Source organism: Streptomyces sp. NPDC051987 (assembly GCF_040680735.1).
GTDB lineage: Bacteria > Actinomycetota > Actinomycetes > Streptomycetales > Streptomycetaceae > Streptomyces.
The window spans coordinates 64859-80527 of the sequence record NZ_JBFAXI010000001.1; the positions used below are offsets into that span (position 1 = coordinate 64859).

A 15669-nucleotide genomic window follows, 5' to 3' on the forward strand; every position below is an offset into this window, starting at 1 on the left:
CGTACCCTCACCCCTCGCAAGGAACGCCCGCCATGTCCCAGCCCGACTCCCTCCCGGTCATCGACCTCTCCGCCCCCGACCGTGAAGCGCTCCACCGGGCCGCCCGCGACGTCGGCTTCTTCCAGCTGGTCGGGCACGGCGTCACCGCCGCCGAACAGGCCCGGCTGCTCGCCACCGCCCGTGCCTTCTTCGCCCTGCCCGAGGCCGACCGGCACGCCGTCGACAACCTCAACTCGCCCCACTTCCGCGGCTACACGCGGATCGGCAACGAGCACACCCAGGGCCGTCGCGACTGGCGCGACCAGCTCGACATCAGCAACGAGCTGCCCGCCCACGTGCCGGCCCCGGGCGAGCCTCCCTACTGGTGGCTGGAGGGGCCGAACCAGTGGCCCGCGGCCCTGCCCGCGCTGCGGGAGGTCTCGCTGGAGTGGATGGCCCGGCTCGGCGCGGTCGCCCACCGGCTGCTGCACGAACTGCTCGCGGCCGTCGGCGGCCCCGCGGACTTCTACGACGACGCCTTCTCCGGCCACCCGCGCACCCACCTCAAACTGGTCCGCTACCCGGGGCGGGCCCCCGAGGGGGACGACCAGGGGGTGGGCGTGCACAAGGACTACGGGTTCCTGACCCTGCTGCTCACCGACGAGGTGCCGGGGCTGCAGGTGGAGACGCCGCACGGCCAGGGTTTCATCGACGTGCCGCACCTCCCGGGAGCGTTCGTGGTGAACCTGGGCGAGCTGCTGGAGGTCGCGACGAACGGCTACCTGAAGGCGACCAACCACCGTGTGGTCTCGCCGCCGGGATCACGCGAGCGGTTCTCCGCGCCGTTCTTCTACAATCCCCGGCTCGACGCCCGGATCGCCCCGCTCCCCTTCCCCGGCGCGGCGGACGCGCGGGGTGTCACGCAGGACCCGGACAACCCGCTGTTCGCGGAGTTCGGCTGGAACGAGCTCAAGGGCTGGGTCCGCGCCCACCCGGCGGTGGTGCGCAGGCACCATCCGGAGCTGACCGTCGCGTGACCCCGGACCGCCGCCGGCCCGGACGGACCCGGTTCGACGGGCCCGGCCCCGGCGGCTACGGCCGCCGCGCGGAGGCGACATCGTCGTTCAACTCGCCTTCCAGCACCTGGTCGTTGGTCTCCTCGGCGATCTCCCTGGCCTGCGCGAACCGGCGCAGCGCCGAGGCGGTCGCGCCGAGGGCGCTCTCCACCCGGCCGAGTCCCTGCAGTGCGCGCGCCTCGCCCCGGCGGTCATGCAGGTCCCGGGTCAGTTCCAGGCTTCTGCCGAACGCGGTCGCCGCCGCGGCCGGCTCGCCGTTGTCGAGCTCGGCCTGGGCGAGACCACGCCAGGCGAACGCCTCGGCCCGCCGGTCCCCGAGTGCGTGGAAATCGGCCCTCGCCCGCTGGAACAACGCCGTCGCCTCGTCGAGACGCCCCTGGCCACAGCGGACGACCGCGAGGCTGCGCAGGGCCTGAGCGGCGAGCCGTCGGTCCCCGGCGGCCGCCAGCTGCTCGGCCGCGCCGGTCAGCCGCTGCGCGGCCGCGTCCCACTCGCGGCGATTGCGATGGGCGATGCCCAGCCCCAGCAGGACGGCCGCCACGCCGTGCCGGTCGCCGCACGCCTCGTATCCGGCCAGCGCCTCCTCGTAGGCGGCCAGTGCCTCGTCGGGCCGGCCCAGGTAGCGCAGGAGCGCCGCCGAGTCGAAGAGCGTGACCGACTCCGCCCGGCGGTTCTCCGAGCGCCGGGCCGCGTCCAGAGCCAGGTGCAACGCCGTGTCCCAGTCGTCCCAGGCGGCGAGCATCTCGAAGAAGGGGGCAGCCGTGTGGGCGAGTTCCCATGCCGCGTCCCAGAGCTGCCGCTCGTGTGCGAACCGCACGCACGGCACGATGTTGTGCCGCTCGGCGATGAACCAGGCGACCGGATCGAGCAGCAGCCGTTCGCGGTACTCGGCGTGCGTCTCGTGGCGCGGGTGGGCACCGGTCTTGCGCAGCTCGCCCGGCTGGAACCGGTCCTCCGCCTCGGCGGCGAGCGCGAGGTACGCGCCCAGCAGCCGGCCGGCCGCCTGGTCGGCGTCGGGTTCGGGCTGTTCGCCGGCGAGTGCGCGCAGCAGGTCGTGGAACCGGTAGCGGGGCGTTCCGGTCCCGTCCGGGCGGATCGGATCGAGCAGTTGCGCGGCCACCAGCGCGTCCAGGTGGCGCTCGGCCTCGCGCGGCGTGACGCCCATGAGCGCGGCGAGTGACCACGCCGCGAAGTCCGGTCCGGGAAAGCGGCCGAGCAGCCGGAACGCCCGCTGCTGTTCGTCCGGGAGGCCCCGATAGCTGATCATGAACGTGGAACGGACATCGAGATCGCCGATCTCCAGGTGATCAAGCCGGTGACGCTCGTCGGCCAGGCGTTCCGCCAGGGCGGCCAGGCCGAGGTCCGGGCGCTCGGCGAGGCGCGCCCCCGCGATGCGCACGGCCAGCGGCAGGTGCCCGCACAGCGCCACCAGCCGCTCCGCGGCCTGCGGGTCGTCGGCCACCAGGTCCACACCGGCGACCCGGCCGAGCAGCTCGACCGCCTCGCCGGGCTGCAGCCGGCCGAGGACGACCGGGTGCGCCCCCTCGATGCTGTTGAGCGGGACCCGGCTGGTGACGACCACCGCGCAGTCCGCTCCGCCGGGCAGCAACGGCCGTACCTGGCCGGGACCGCCCGCGTTGTCGAGGACGATGAGCAGGCGGCGCTCCGCGGTCAGCGTGCGCAGCAGGTGCTCGCGGTCCTGCTGGGCGTCGGGAATCGCGTGCGGGTCGGTCCCCAGCGACCGCAGGAAGCTGCCCAGCACCTCGGCCGGTTCGGCGGGCGTGGTGTCGTAGCCGCGCAGGTTCGTGAAGAGCTGACCGTCGGGGAAGTCGGCTGCCACGCGCTGCGCGGCCCGTACCGCGAGCGTCGTCTTGCCCAGTCCGCCCCGGCCCGAGATCGCGACGAGCGGCCCGGTCGACCGGTCTCGCGTACGCAACAGGGCGTCCAACTCGGCCAGTTCCGGCCCGCGGCCGGTGAAGTCCGCTATGTCGCGGGGAAGTTCCCGGGGCACCGGACGCGAGGGCGGCGACGGGCGCTCGGCGCCCTCGGCCTGGAACCAGGTGAGTGCTCCGCCGATCAGCGCGGACGCCCCGGCGAACGCGAACTGCTCCGGCCCCACGTCACCGAGCACCTGCCAGCCGGCGGCGACCGCCGCGAACGCCCCGGCGGCGCCCGCCACTGCCCAAAGTCGCCGCGCCACCCGTGGATTCACATCGCGCATGGTAGCCGAGCAGGCCTCGGCCGACCCGGCGAAAGAGCTGGTGGGCACCTCCGGGCCGACCCGACCGAGCCCGGCTCGCGCGGCCGGGGACCGTCCGGCGACCCGCAGGCTGTGGACGGCGTCCGCGGACCGTCTGCCGTTCGACCGCGGTCACACACCTCGGGCGTCCCTCGCGTCCGCTCGTCTCGGCTACTTGATGAGCGCGTTGGCCACCACCACGATCACCCCGAGCAGCGCGTCCACCATCCCGGTCACCAGGGCGGCCGGCCAGCGCCGGGCCGACCAGCGGGCGGTGAACAGGCCGAGGCCGAACAGGATCACGATGTTGAGAACGAAGGCGGGGTGTTCGACGCCCTTGGGCGGCCACCAGCCCCAGCCGGAGCCCGCGAGCAGGAAGACCGTCGGGAGGACGGCCGCGACCAGCGGCCACTCGTCGGCCAGGGTGTGCAGCGCGTCCCACCGCCGGTGCGGCGACCGCTCGGCGATGTAGTGGGCGTAGCCGTGCGCCAGGGCCGAGGCGAAGGCGGTGACCAGGAGCCAGAGGGCGTCGTAGCGGCGGCTGGCCGCCGAGGTGTGGCCGTACTGGGTGAGCGCGGCCACCATCGAGCAGGCCAGCACGGCGCCGTAGACCCCGCCGAACAGGACGGCCTCGCGGGTGTCGTGCGCGCGCGGCTCCCGGGTGGCCGCCGTGGAGTCAGCCATGTCCTCCACGATCACCCGGTCCGAGCCCGGCCGCCACCGGACACGCCCGACGAAGTGTCCTCCCACCAGGCCGGATGCCGCACATCCTGTCCACCGCCGGGGCATCGGCGGGCTGGCTAGGGTCGCCCTATGACGACGCACAGCTTCGCCCTGCACATCCCGGACGCCGCCCTCGAACCCGACCCGCTCGACCCGGCACGGATCGTCTCCGGCACGCCCGAGGTCACCGGGAAGGTGGTCTGGGAGTCGGCCGACGGCAAGCAGCTCCGCGGCATCTGGCAGATCACCCCGGGCGTGGTCACCGACACCGAGGCGGACGAGCTGTTCGTGGTGGTCAGCGGCTCGGCGACGATCGAGGTCGAGGGCGGTCCGACGTTCACCGTGGGCCCGGGGGACATGGCCGTACTGCGCGCGGGCGACCGTACGACCTGGACGGTGCACGAGACGCTGCGCAAGGCATACGCGATCAGTCTGTGAGCGAGCGCCCAGCGGCGCGTGGGCACGGCGAGCGGGCGCGGCGCGTGGGCGCGGTCAGTGGTTCGTGGGCGCGGGCATGTTGTAGGGCGTGACCACCTGGATCGCCGACGGCAGGGTGGGGCCCGCCGGGGGCAGCGCGCCCTGGGCCCGCATCACCAGGTGGCAGGCCTCGCGCATGTCCTGGCGCAGATCGTGGTGGAGGACGGCGGACAGCCGGTGCTCGCGCAGCAGCCGGGTGTTGTCGTGGTCGAGGTCGTGGGCGATGAACACGGCGCACTCGCGGTCCAGGTCGGCGAAGGCGCGCAGGGTGGCGATGTTGCCGCCGCCGATGGAGTAGACGGCGCGGATCTCCGGGTCGCGCTCCAGGGCGGCGCGGACCAGCTCGTACTGGGTGGCGTCCAGCCCCTGCCCCTCGGCGATCTCCACCAGGGTGCGGTCGGGATGCCGGGCCCGCATGGCGCTGCGGAAGCCCATCTCGCGCTCCTCCTCGTTGCGGAAGAAGCCGCTGCTCAGGCTCGTGAGGACATTGCCGGGCCGGTCGCCGAGCCACTGGCCCATCAGGTAGGCGGCGGTGGCGCCGGCGGCCCGGTTGTCGCTGCCGACGTAGGCCAGCCGGCCGCTGGCGGGCAGGTCGGTGACGAGGGTGACGACCGGGATCTCCGCCGATCTCAGGCGCCCGACGGCGGCGGTGATCTCGGGGACGTCCGGCGCCTTGAGGATCACGCCCTGCGAGCCGCGGCGGGCTATCCGGTCCAGCGTCCGCACCAGTTCCTCCACCGGCCCGGTCTCCCGGAAATGGAACCGGGAGCGCACCACCGCCGGGTGCAGTGCCGGCAGCTCGGCCTCCAGCGCGCCGCGCACCGCCGTGGTGAACCGCTCGGGCGCCTGCATCACGATGTCGACCATGAAGGTGCGGCCCACGAGCCGGACCTGGGTGCGCTGCCGGTCCAGATCGGCGATGGCCCGCTCCACCTCACGGGCGGTGCTCTCCCGGACGCCGCCCCTGCCGTTCAGCACCCGGTCCACGGTGGCCTCGCTGAGCCCTGCCTGACGGGCGATCTCACGGATGGGGAAGGGGTGCCCCACGGCCTGCCTCCTTGAGGGGTTTTTGACGGGGTGCTGCTGGTTGTTCGACGGGTTTGTGCTGACAAGAATGGCAGAGCCCCGCCGTGGCCGTGACCGCGGCCGTGACCGAAAGCAGGACATCGATGTCCCTCGCCGCCGAACAGGGCCGCGCCTGGCTCTCGCCGCAGGACTGCGACCTCGACACCTTCCGTGCCCTGGTCGAGCGGACCACGGACCCGGCCGGCTACCCGTACGCCGCCGCCGTCGAGGACAACGTCCTCGTCTACGACAGTGAGCGGCTGCGCACCGCCGGCGCGGCCCACGGCGTGCGGACCGAACTCGTCCGGGCCCTGACCGACGGTCCCGGCGTCGTCGTCTTCAAGGGCGCGTTCCCCGACCCGGAGGTGGTCGACCGGGCGACCGCGGTGTTCGAGGCGCTCATCTCGGAGCAGCACGAGTCCGGCGCGGGGGCCGGTGACCACTTCGCGGCGCCCGGGACCAACGAGCGGGTGTGGAACGCCCTGGAGAAGGCGGCCCTGTACGACCCGGAGGTGTTCGCCGACTACTACGCCAACGACATCGTGGCCCTGGTCTCGCGGGCCTGGCTGGGTCCCGGCTACCAGATCACCTCGCAGATCAACGTGGTCAACCCGGGCGGCGCGGCGCAGACCGCGCACCGCGACTACCACCTCGGTTTCCTCTCCGACGAGCAGGCCGCGGCCTATCCGGCCCACGTGCACCGGCTCTCCCCCGTGCTGACCCTCCAGGGCGCGGTCGCGCACTGCGACATGCCGGTGGAGTCGGGGCCCACGATGTACCTGCCCTACTCGCAGACCTACGAGCCCGGCTACCTGGCCTGGCGGCGGCCTGAGTTCCAGGAGTACTTCAGGGCCCGCCACGTGCAGCTGCCCCTCGGCAAGGGCGACGCGGTGTTCTTCAACCCGGCGGTGTTCCACGCGGCGGGCACCAACCGGACCCTCGACGTGCGCCGGATGGCCAACCTGCTCCAGGTGTCCTCGGCGTTCGGGCGGGCCATGGAGACCGTGGACCGGGAGGCGGTGACCAACGCGGTCTACCCGGTGCTGCGCCGGCGCCGGTCGGAGGGGGCGGGCGAGGCGTGGCTGGAGCACGTCATCGCCGCGAGCGCCGAGGGTTACCCGTTCCCCACCAACCTCGACAGCGATCCGCCGGTCGACGGCATGGCACCGCCCTCCCAGGCGGACCTCGTGCGGCGGGCGCTGCGGGAGGACTGGGTGCCGAGGGTGCTGCGGGAGCGGCTGCGGCACGCCGCGGCACGACGGGAGAGCTGACGCCGACGGGCCGTGGGCCGGTCGTCCGCGGCCCGTCGTGACCGGTCACGCCCGTGCGGCGGCAGCCGCATCCAGATACCGCCCCGCGCCCCCGCGGGCGGGTCCCAGACAAGGAGTCACCAGCACATGCGTATCGGAATCCTCGGCCTCGGCCGTATCGGCGCTTTTCACGCCGAGACCCTCTCCGGGCTCGACGCCGTCGAGTCGCTCGTCCTCACCGACCCGTTCGCGGACGCGGCCAAGGCCGCCGCGGAGAAGTTCGGCGCCGAGGTCGTGGACTCGCCCGAGGCGCTGCTCGCCGCCGGGGTGGACGGCATCGTGGTGGCCGCCGCCACCGACGCCCACCCCGCGCTGATCCGGGCCGGTGTCGAGGCCGGTGTGCCGGTCTTCTGCGAGAAGCCGGTCGCCAGGACGATGGCCGAGGGCGTCGAGGTCCTCAAGGCCGTCCAGGGCAGTGGCGTACCGATCCAGATCGGCTACAACCGCCGCTTCGACGCGGGCTTCGTCGCCGCCAGGGCCGCTGTGCGCTCGGGCGAGCTGGGCAAGCTGCACACGGTGCGCTCCACCACCCTGGACCCGGCGCCGCCGCCGGCCGCTTACATCGCCGCGTCCGGCGGGATCTTCCGGGACTGCTCCGTGCACGACTTCGACATCATCCGCTGGGTGACCGGCCGTGAGGTCACCGAGGTGTACGCGGTCGGCGGCAACCGGGGCGCCGACTACATCCGGGAGGCCGGCGACGCCGACACCACCGGCGCGATCCTCACCCTGGACGACGGCACCATCGCGGTGGTCTCCAACTCCCGGCACAACGCCCGGGGGTACGACGTCCGGATGGAGCTGCACGGCTTCGCGGACTCCATCGCCGTCGGCCTGGAGGACAAGCTTCCGCTGCGCTCGGTCGAGCCCGGCGTGACCTTCCCCGCGGGCACCCCGCACGACTTCTTCATGGACCGCTTCACGGCCGCCTACCGCGCCGAACTCGCCGCGTTCACCGAGGTCGTGGCCGGTACCCGGCCCTCCCCCTGCACGATCGAGGACGCCCTGGAGGCCGGCTGGATCGCCGATGCCTGCACCCTGTCCCTGCACGAGCACCGTCCGGTGACCATCGCGGAGGTACGCGCGGCCTGACACCGCGTACACCGGCGGGGCGGGTCACGGGAGCCGAACACGCGGCCCCGGGGACCCGCCCCGTCGGCATGTCCTCCGGTCGGTCGGACGGCCCGCGGCCCGCTCCCCGCCTCCCGCGCCGCGGGAGGCCCCCGGCGCGGGACCGACAGCACCGGGCCGACGCGACCGGCCACTGCGCCGGGAAGACGGCCCGGCTACCGTGCCGACAAGGCCCACCCCGGCAGCACACGGCGCCGAGCATGCCGAAAGCCCGTTCGCCCGCGACACGGCCCCGGCCGATGCCGACAGCCAGGCCCACCCCGGCGCCACAAGGAACCCGACCCGGCGGGGGTCTGTTCGCCCCCGGCGCGGTCCGGGCGCCGGGCGTTCAGAGGCCGTAGCGCACCGCGAACTCGTCCGGGTCGTAGGCGTCGCGGTCCGGGTCGTGGAGGACCGCCGGCCTGGTCTCCACCATGTCCTCCGGGCGTACCCGCTCGGGCAGCGCGCCGAACCGCTCCCGGCGTGTCACGGCCTCGGCCGCGGTCTCCTCGTGGCTCATGCTCGTCCTCCACGTCTTCGTGCCGGGCGGCACCCGGCATGGGGGCAAACGCGCGCGCCCCGGCGGGTGTTCCCGAACCCGCCGGGGCGCGCGGGACCGCGCGGATCTCTCCGCGCGGTCCCCGGGAAGCGGCTGTCAGGCGCCGCAGGACCGCAGGAACTTCCGGGTGCGCACCGCGATGGGCAGCGGCTTGTCCGGCTCGCAGGGGTACATGTCCTGCTCGACGATCGCGAACAGGTCGACACCCAGCCGCTGCGCCGCCGTCAGCACCGGGCCCAGCTCCGGCACGCCGGCCGGCGGCTCGCACATCACGCCCTGGGCCACGGCCGGCCCGAACGGGGTGCCCTTGGCCCGGACGTCGGCCAGGACAGCCGGATCCACCTGCTTGAGGTGGAGGTAACCGATCCGCTCGCCGTAGGTCTCGATCAGCTTGACGCTGTCGCCGCCGCAGTAGGCGTAGTGACCGGTGTCCAGGCAGAGGTTGACCAGCTCCGTGTCGGTCGAGTCGAGGAAGCGCTCGACGTGCTCCTCGGTGTCGATGTGGGTGTCGGCGTGCGGGTGGACGACGATGTCCAGGCCGTACGCCTCCTTCACCTCGTGGCCGAGCCGTTCCATGCCCTTGGTGAGGTGGGCCCACTGCTCGAAGCTCAGCTCCGGCGGCTCCAGGATCTCGGCGGTCTTGTCGTCCCGCCAGAAGGACGGGATGACCACCAGGTGCGTCGCGCCCGTCGCCCGGCTGAGCGCGGCGACCTGGCTGACGTGCTCCCAGGTCGACTCCCAGACGGCCGGGCCGCGGTGCAGTCCGGTGAAGACCGTGCCGGCCGAGACCTTCAGGTCCCGCTCGGCGAGCTCGTCGGCGAGGCGGGCGGGGTCGGTGGGGAGGTAGCCGTAGGGGCCGAGTTCGATCCAGGAGTAGCCGGCCTCGGCGACCTCGTCGAGGAAGCGTTCCCAGGGGACCTGGCGCGGGTCGTCCGCGAACCACACGCCCCAGGAGTCGGGGGCCGAGCCGACCCTGATGCGGTCGAGGGCGCCCATGGCGGTCAGGACGTCCCTTCCGGGCCGGTCGCGACGGGTGCGGTGAGGTCGTCCTCTTCGGGCAGCTCCTCGGTGTCGACGCCGCGGACCTGGGACAGCTCGTGCTTGAGGGCCGCGAGCTCGGCGCCGCCGGCCATGTGGTTGGTGAGTTCCTCCAGGGTGATGGCGCGGCGCTCGGCGGAGAGTTCGAGGGTGCCGAGGCGCAGGACGCTGAAGTGGTCGCCGACCATGTAGGCGTGGTGCGGGTTGTGGGTGATGAAGATGACGCCGAGGCCGCGTTCGCGGGCGGCGGCGATGTACTTCAGGACCACACCGGACTGCTTGACGCCGAGGGCGGCGGTCGGCTCGTCCAGGATGAGGACGCGGGCGCCGAAGTAGACGGCGCGGGCGATGGCCACGCACTGGCGCTGACCGCCGGAGAGGGTGCCGATGGGCTGCTCCAGGTCGTCCAGGACGATACCCATGTTGCGCAGCTCGCGGTCGGCGGTCTCCTTCATCCTCGCGATGTCGAGGCGGCGCACGGGCCAGGGGCCCTTGGTCATCTCGGAGCCGAGGAAGAAGTTCCGCCAGACCGGCATCAGCGGGACGGTGGCGAGGTCCTGGTAGACGGTGGCGATGCCCTTGTCCAGGGCCTCGCGCGGGGTGGAGAAGCGAACCGGGGCGCCGTCGACGAGGAAGTCGCCCTCGGTGTGCTGGTGCAGCCCCGAGATGATCTTGATGAGGGTGGACTTGCCGGCGCCGTTGTCGCCGAGGACGCAGGTCACCTGGTTCGAGAAGACCTTGAGGTCGACGCCGTGCAGGGCGCGGACGTTGCCGTAGGACTTCCCCGCGCCGCGCAGTTCGACGATCGGGCCGCCGTCGGCGGGCGCGTCGTCCTGGAGGACGGCCCCGTGGGTTCCGGTGGTGTTGTCTGTCATCGGGGTCACCTCCTGGTCGCGGTCCGCTGGACCCACAGATTGATCATCACGGCGCCGAGGAGCATCACGCCGAGGAAGGCCTTGAACCAGTCGGGGTTCCAGCCCGCGTAGACGATGCCCTGCTGGACCATGCCGAACATGAAGGCGCCGAAGACCGGGCCGATCGCCGAACCGGCGCCGCCGGTCAGCAGGCAGCCGCCGATGACCGCGGCGGAGATGTAGATCAGCTCCTGGCCCACGCCCTCGCCGGACTGCACGGTGTTGAAGGAGAACAGCTGGTGCATCCCGACGAACCAGGCGCCGAAGCCGACCAGCATGAACAGCGAGATCTTGGTGAAGTTCACCGGGACACCGACCGCGCGGGCACTCTCCTTGTTGCCGCCGACCGCGAAGATCCAGTTGCCGTACCTGGTGCGCAGCAGCACCCAGGTGGCGATGGCGGCGAAGAACAGCCACCAGAAGATGGTGATCTTCACCTGGACGCCGCCGATGTCGAAGGAGGAGGCGAAGACGGCCTTGACCTGGTCGAAGCCGTCCATGTTGCTGATGTCGTCGGTGGCGACGTTGCCGGTGACCAGCTTGGTCACGGCGAGGTTCACGCCCTGGAGGATCAGGAAGCTGCCCAGGGTGATGAGGAAGCTGGGCAGTCCGGTCCTGACCACCAGCCAGCCGTTGAGGAATCCGATGCCCAGCGACACGACGAGCGCGACGATCACGCCGGCCCACACGTTGAGGGTCAGCTGGTAGCTGAGCATGGCCGCGGTGAGCGCCGAGCTGACCACGGCGACACCGGCGGAGAGGTCGAACTCGCCGCCGATCATCAGCAGGGCGACCGGCAGGGCCATGATGCCGATGGTCGACGACTGGTAGAGGATGTTCGCCATCGAGCTGGCCTCGCGCACCGGCGGCGCGGCGACCAGGAAGAAGACGTACACGGCGACGGCGCCGAGGAAGACGCCGACGTCCGGGCGGGCCAGGATCCGCAGCACCAGGGGGCGCTGTGCGGTCCGCCCGTCCCTCTCCTTCGGGCCGGAGGCCGGCGGTGTCGCCACCGCCGGCTGTGCCTGCTGACTCATGTCGATCACCGGGTGCCCTTCGCGGCGAACTCGGCGACCTTGTCGACGTTGGACTTGTCGACAAAGGCCGGGCCCGTCAGGACCGGCTGCTCGCCGCCGCCGCTGTAGTTGCCGTTGTTCTTGTAGAGCCACAGCGAGTCGATCGCCAGGTAGCCCTGGAGGTAGGGCTGCTGGTCCACCGCGAACTCGATGGTTCCCTTGCTGATGGCGGTGGTCAGGTCCTTGTTGAGGTCGAAGGTGGCGACCTTCGCCTTGCTCCCCGCGTCGGACACCGACTGGACGGCGATCAGCGCGATGGGAGCACCCAGGGTGACCACGTGGTCGATGGCCTTGTCCTGCGAGAGCTTGGCGGTGATCGTCGACTTGACCGCGGTCGGGGAGGTGCCGTCGACGTAGAGGGTCTCCGTCGTGCCCGAGAACGTCTTCTTCACTCCGTCGCAGCGCTGGGTGAGGCCGACGTTGCCCTGCTCCTGGATGACGCAGACGGCCTTCTTCGCCCCCTCGGAGTTCAGCCGGTTGCCGAGCGCCTCGCCCGCGACCGTCTCGTCCTGGCCGAAGAACTCCAGCAGACCGAGCTTCTTCCAGTCGCTGAGACCGGAGTTGAGGCCGACGATCGGGATCTTCGCGGCGTCGGCCTTGCCGACGACGTCCTTCATTGCGTCCGGCTTGGCGAGGGTGACGGCGATCCCGTCGACCTTCTGGTCGATCGCGTTCTGCACCAGGTTGGCCTGGTTGCCCGCGTTCGGGTCGGCGGAGTAGACGAGCTTGATGTTGTCCTTGTCGGCGGCGGCCTGGGCGCCCTTGCGGACGATGTCCCAGAACGTGTCGCCCGGCGACTGGTGGGTGACCAGCGCGACCGTCATGCGGGGGGTGGACGCCTTGCCCGCGGAGGCCGCCGCTCCTCCCTCTTCGGACTTCTTTCCTCCGGAGCTGCTGGAACAACCGGCGAGGGTCAGGGCTGCCACCGCGGCGACGGCCACCACCGGGACCAGACGGCGCGAACGGGAGTGGGAAGAACGGTCCATCTTTCCGGCACCTCACTGTGCTGCGGGGGAAGGAAGGGATCACGACGATCCGTGGACCCGGGCCGACGGAGGTGGCCCGGGTCACTGCTGTGCGTTGGGACGGGATACAAGTCCCTGGGCGGCCCGCTGTCAATACTTTGTTAAGACATCATTTCACGAACAGGTCCGAATGTAAGTACAAACCATTGACAGCGTGACCTGCTCCGATCTACACCTGAGGGGCGTCCGTGCGCCCACGTCCTACCCGCTCCCACCGCCCGTATCCCTGGCCCCGCGAGTCGACGCCCGCCCGCCCCGCCACACCGGCCCCGTATCCGACCCGCCCCGTCCCGCCAGGCCCCGCCCGAATGAGGTCCCACATGAGCCAGCCGACCACCCGTCTGACCGTCGCCCAGGCGCTGGTGCGGTTCCTGTCCGCCCAGTACACCGAGCGCGACGGCGTCCGGCACCGGCTGATCGCCGGCACCTGGGGCATCTTCGGTCACGGCAACGTGGCGGGGATCGGCCAGGCGCTCCTCGAGTACGGCGACGTCATGCCGTACCACCAGGGCCGCAACGAGCAGGCCATGGTGCACGCGGCGGTCGGCCACGCCCGCCAGCTGGACCGGCTCTCGGCGCAGGCGGTGACCACCTCCATCGGCCCCGGCGCCACCAACCTGGTGACCGGCGCCGCCCTGGCCACGATCAACCGGCTGCCGGTCCTGCTGCTGCCCGGCGACTACTTCGCGAGCCACGCCCCCGACCCGCTGCTGCAGCAGCTGGAGCACCCGGCCGGGTTCGACGTGTCGGTGAACGACACCCTGCGCCCGGTCTCCCGCTACTTCGACCGGATCACCCGGCCCGAGGCGCTGATCCCCTCCGCCCTGAACGCCATGCGGGTCCTCGCCGACCCGGCCGAGACGGGCGCGGTCACCCTGGCCCTCCCCCAGGACGTCCAGGCGGAGGCGTACGACTGGCCGGCGGAGTTCTTCGCCGAGCGCGTCTGGCGGGTCCGCCGGCCGGCTCCCGACCCGGTCGAACTGGCGGAGGCTGCGCGGGCCGTACGGGCCGCTGAGCGGCCGTTGATCGTCGCGGGCGGCGGAGTCCACCACAGCCGCGCGGAAGGCGCTCTGAAGGCCCTCGTGGAGGCCACGGGCATCCCTGTCGCCTCGACCCAGGCGGGCAAGGGCTCCCTGCGCCACGACCACCCGGCCGACCTGGGCGGGATCGGGCACACCGGGACGGCCGTCGCCGACGACCTGGCCCGCACCGCCGACCTGGTGATCGGCGTCGGCACCCGGTACACGGACTTCACCACGGCCTCCGGCACCCTCTTCCAGAACCCGGACGTGCGCTTCCTGAACCTGAACATCACCGGCTTCGACGCCCACAAGCTGGCCGCGCGGACGGTCGTGGCGGACGCCCGGACCGCCCTGGAGGCGCTGACGGAGGCACTCGCCGGGCACCGCGTGGCGGCGGCCTACGAGGCGGAGTACCGGGCGGGCAAGGAGCGCTGGGACGCCGTCGTCGACGCGGCCTACCGCGCGGACGACGAGGACGCCGTGCCCACCCAGACCCAGGTGCTCGGCGCACTCGACGCGGTCGTCGGTGATGACGACGTTGTCATCAACGCGGCCGGTTCGCTCCCGGGCGACCTGCACAAGCTGTGGCGGGCCCGCTCGCCGCGCCAGTACCACCTGGAATACGGCTACTCCTGCATGGGCTACGAGATCCCGGCCGGCATCGGCGTGCAGCAGGCGGCGCCGGACACGGTGGTCTGGTCGCTGGTCGGCGACGGCACCTACCTGATGATGCCGACCGAGATCGTCACCGCCGTCCAGGAGGGCCTGCCGGTCAACCTGGTCCTCATCCAGAACCACGGGTACGCCTCCATCGGCGGCCTCTCCGAGACGGTGGGCGGCGAGCGGTTCGGCACCGCGTACCGCTTCCGCTCGGCCGACGGCACCTTCGGCGGCGCCCCGCTGCCGGTGGACCTCGCCGCCAACGCAGCCAGCCTCGGCATGGAGGTGCTGCGCGCCAAGACCGTGCGGGAGCTGCGGGAGGCGCTGGCCGCGGCCCGCGCCGGCGACCGGCCCACGTGCGTGTACGTGGAGACGGACCCGGCGGCCACCGCGCCCGGGGCCGAGGCGTGGTGGGACGTGCCGGTCGCCGAGACCGCCGCCCGCGAGGCCGCCGTACGGGCCCGCGAGGCGTACGACCGGCAGGTCGCCGACCGCCGCCGGCACCTGTGATACCCCCGAACCCCGGAAGGAGGTGTCCCGTTGGCCCGTACCCGTGGTTCCGCCCGCACCACGACCGCCTCGGCACTGGACGCCCTGGACTTCGCCCTGGACCGCGGCAGTCCGGTTCCCCTCTACTACCAGCTCGCACGGCAGCTGGAGGAGGCGATCGAGCACGGCGTCCTCGCCCCGGGCAACCTCCTGGGCAACGAGATCGACCTGTCGGTACGGCTCGGCCTGTCCCGGCCCACGGTCCGCCAGGCCATCCAGTCGCTGGTCGACAAGGGCCTGCTGGTGCGGCGCAGGGGCGTGGGCACCCAGGTGGTGCACAGCCAGGTCAAGCGGCCGCTGGAGCTGAGCAGTCTCTACGACGACCTGGAGTCCGCCGGGCAGGGCCCGAGCACCCGGGTGCTGCGCAACGAGCGGATCCCGGCGACCGCCGAGGTGGCCGCGGCGCTCGGGATCGCGGAGGGCGCGGAGGTGGTCGTCCTGGAGCGGCTGCGCTGTACGCACGGCCAGCCGGTGGCGTTCCTGTGCAACTACCTGCCCGCCACCCTGCTCGAACTCGACACCGGGCGCCTGGAGTCCACCGGCCTGTACCGGATGCTGCGCACGGCCGGCGTCACCCTGCACAGCGCCCGGCAGACGGTGGGCGCCCGCAGCGCCACCGCCGAGGAGGCCGGCCGCCTCGACGAGCGGGAGGGCGCCGCCCTGCTCACCATGCAGCGCACGGCGTACGACGACACCGGGCGCCCGGTGGAGTACGGCAGCCACGTGTACCGTGCGTCCCGGTACGCGTTCGACTTCCAGCTGCTGGCACGGCCGTAGAACGGGTCGCAGGGGCGGTTTCGGCGGGTTTAACCGCTGGTCCCGCCGCCCGAAACCAACACGCCCGCAC

The 15669-nt window shown here is 72.5% G+C and carries 14 protein-coding genes; 6 read left to right on the forward strand and 8 right to left on the reverse strand.

Annotated elements, in window-relative coordinates; genetic code table 11:
• Positions 1-32 precede the first annotated feature (32 nt).
• The gene (locus AB0M11_RS00260; RefSeq protein ID WP_365699657.1) at positions 33-1016 is read left to right on the forward strand and encodes a 2-oxoglutarate and iron-dependent oxygenase domain-containing protein; all 984 of its coding nucleotides are present in this window, start codon (positions 33-35) and stop codon (positions 1014-1016) included.
• 55 nt (positions 1017-1071) lie between these two features.
• On the opposite strand, the gene AB0M11_RS00265 is transcribed toward AB0M11_RS00260, so the two are convergent.
• The gene (locus AB0M11_RS00265) at positions 1072-3255 is read right to left on the reverse strand and encodes a tetratricopeptide repeat protein (protein ID WP_365699659.1); all 2184 of its coding nucleotides are present in this window, start codon (positions 3253-3255) and stop codon (positions 1072-1074) included.
• Positions 3256-3465: 210 nt separating this feature from the next.
• Complete coding sequence (locus AB0M11_RS00270) at positions 3466-3978, reverse strand: hypothetical protein (protein WP_365699661.1); 513 nt, start codon at positions 3976-3978, stop codon at positions 3466-3468.
• A gap of 129 nt (positions 3979-4107) precedes the next feature.
• Between AB0M11_RS00270 and AB0M11_RS00275 the strand changes: the two genes are divergently transcribed.
• Positions 4108-4455: a cupin domain-containing protein gene (locus AB0M11_RS00275; RefSeq protein WP_365699663.1), complete on the forward strand. Its 348-nt coding sequence runs from the start codon at positions 4108-4110 to the stop codon at positions 4453-4455.
• A 54-nt stretch (positions 4456-4509) separates the two neighbouring features.
• Here AB0M11_RS00275 and AB0M11_RS00280 read toward each other — a convergent pair whose 3' ends face one another.
• Positions 4510-5541, reverse strand: a complete 1032-nt coding sequence (locus AB0M11_RS00280; RefSeq protein WP_365699665.1) for a LacI family DNA-binding transcriptional regulator — start codon at positions 5539-5541, stop codon at positions 4510-4512.
• Between the two features lie 122 nt (positions 5542-5663).
• Here AB0M11_RS00280 and AB0M11_RS00285 point away from each other — a divergent pair, with 122 nt between their 5' ends.
• Together AB0M11_RS00285 and AB0M11_RS00290 are read left to right on the forward strand one after the other, a co-directional pair.
• A complete protein-coding gene (locus AB0M11_RS00285) occupies positions 5664-6830 on the forward strand; it encodes a phytanoyl-CoA dioxygenase family protein (RefSeq protein WP_365699667.1) in 1167 nt (388 codons plus the stop codon).
• 126 nt (positions 6831-6956) lie between these two features.
• Positions 6957-7961 carry a Gfo/Idh/MocA family oxidoreductase gene (locus AB0M11_RS00290; protein ID WP_365699669.1) on the forward strand — a complete coding sequence of 335 codons (1005 nt, stop codon included), beginning with the start codon at positions 6957-6959 and terminating at the stop codon, positions 7959-7961.
• A gap of 367 nt (positions 7962-8328) precedes the next feature.
• Here the strand turns inward: AB0M11_RS00290 and AB0M11_RS00295 are convergent, their stop codons facing one another.
• From AB0M11_RS00295 to AB0M11_RS00315, 5 genes are all read right to left on the reverse strand, one after another.
• Complete coding sequence (locus AB0M11_RS00295) at positions 8329-8499, reverse strand: hypothetical protein (protein ID WP_365699671.1); 171 nt, start codon at positions 8497-8499, stop codon at positions 8329-8331.
• 135 nt (positions 8500-8634) lie between these two features.
• Positions 8635-9534 (reverse strand): sugar phosphate isomerase/epimerase, encoded by a 900-nt coding sequence (locus tag AB0M11_RS00300; RefSeq protein WP_365699673.1) that lies wholly within the window; start codon positions 9532-9534, stop codon positions 8635-8637.
• A gap of 5 nt (positions 9535-9539) precedes the next feature.
• On the reverse strand, positions 9540-10451 hold the full coding sequence (locus AB0M11_RS00305; RefSeq protein ID WP_365699675.1) for an ATP-binding cassette domain-containing protein: 912 nt from the start codon (positions 10449-10451) through the stop codon (positions 9540-9542).
• A gap of 5 nt (positions 10452-10456) precedes the next feature.
• Positions 10457-11533 (reverse strand): ABC transporter permease, encoded by a 1077-nt coding sequence (locus AB0M11_RS00310; RefSeq protein ID WP_365699948.1) that lies wholly within the window; start codon positions 11531-11533, stop codon positions 10457-10459.
• Positions 11533-12552: a sugar ABC transporter substrate-binding protein gene (locus tag AB0M11_RS00315; RefSeq protein WP_365699677.1), complete on the reverse strand. Its 1020-nt coding sequence runs from the start codon at positions 12550-12552 to the stop codon at positions 11533-11535. The genes AB0M11_RS00310 and AB0M11_RS00315 overlap by 1 nt, the downstream gene beginning before the upstream one ends.
• A gap of 359 nt (positions 12553-12911) precedes the next feature.
• On the opposite strand from AB0M11_RS00315, the gene iolD reads away from it, so the two are divergent.
• The gene (gene iolD, locus AB0M11_RS00320) at positions 12912-14783 is read left to right on the forward strand and encodes a 3D-(3,5/4)-trihydroxycyclohexane-1,2-dione acylhydrolase (decyclizing) (RefSeq protein ID WP_365699679.1); all 1872 of its coding nucleotides are present in this window, start codon (positions 12912-12914) and stop codon (positions 14781-14783) included.
• A gap of 30 nt (positions 14784-14813) precedes the next feature.
• Positions 14814-15599, forward strand: coding sequence for a GntR family transcriptional regulator (locus AB0M11_RS00325; protein WP_365699681.1), 786 nt, complete (start codon positions 14814-14816; stop codon positions 15597-15599).
• Positions 15600-15669: the final 70 nt, after the last annotated feature.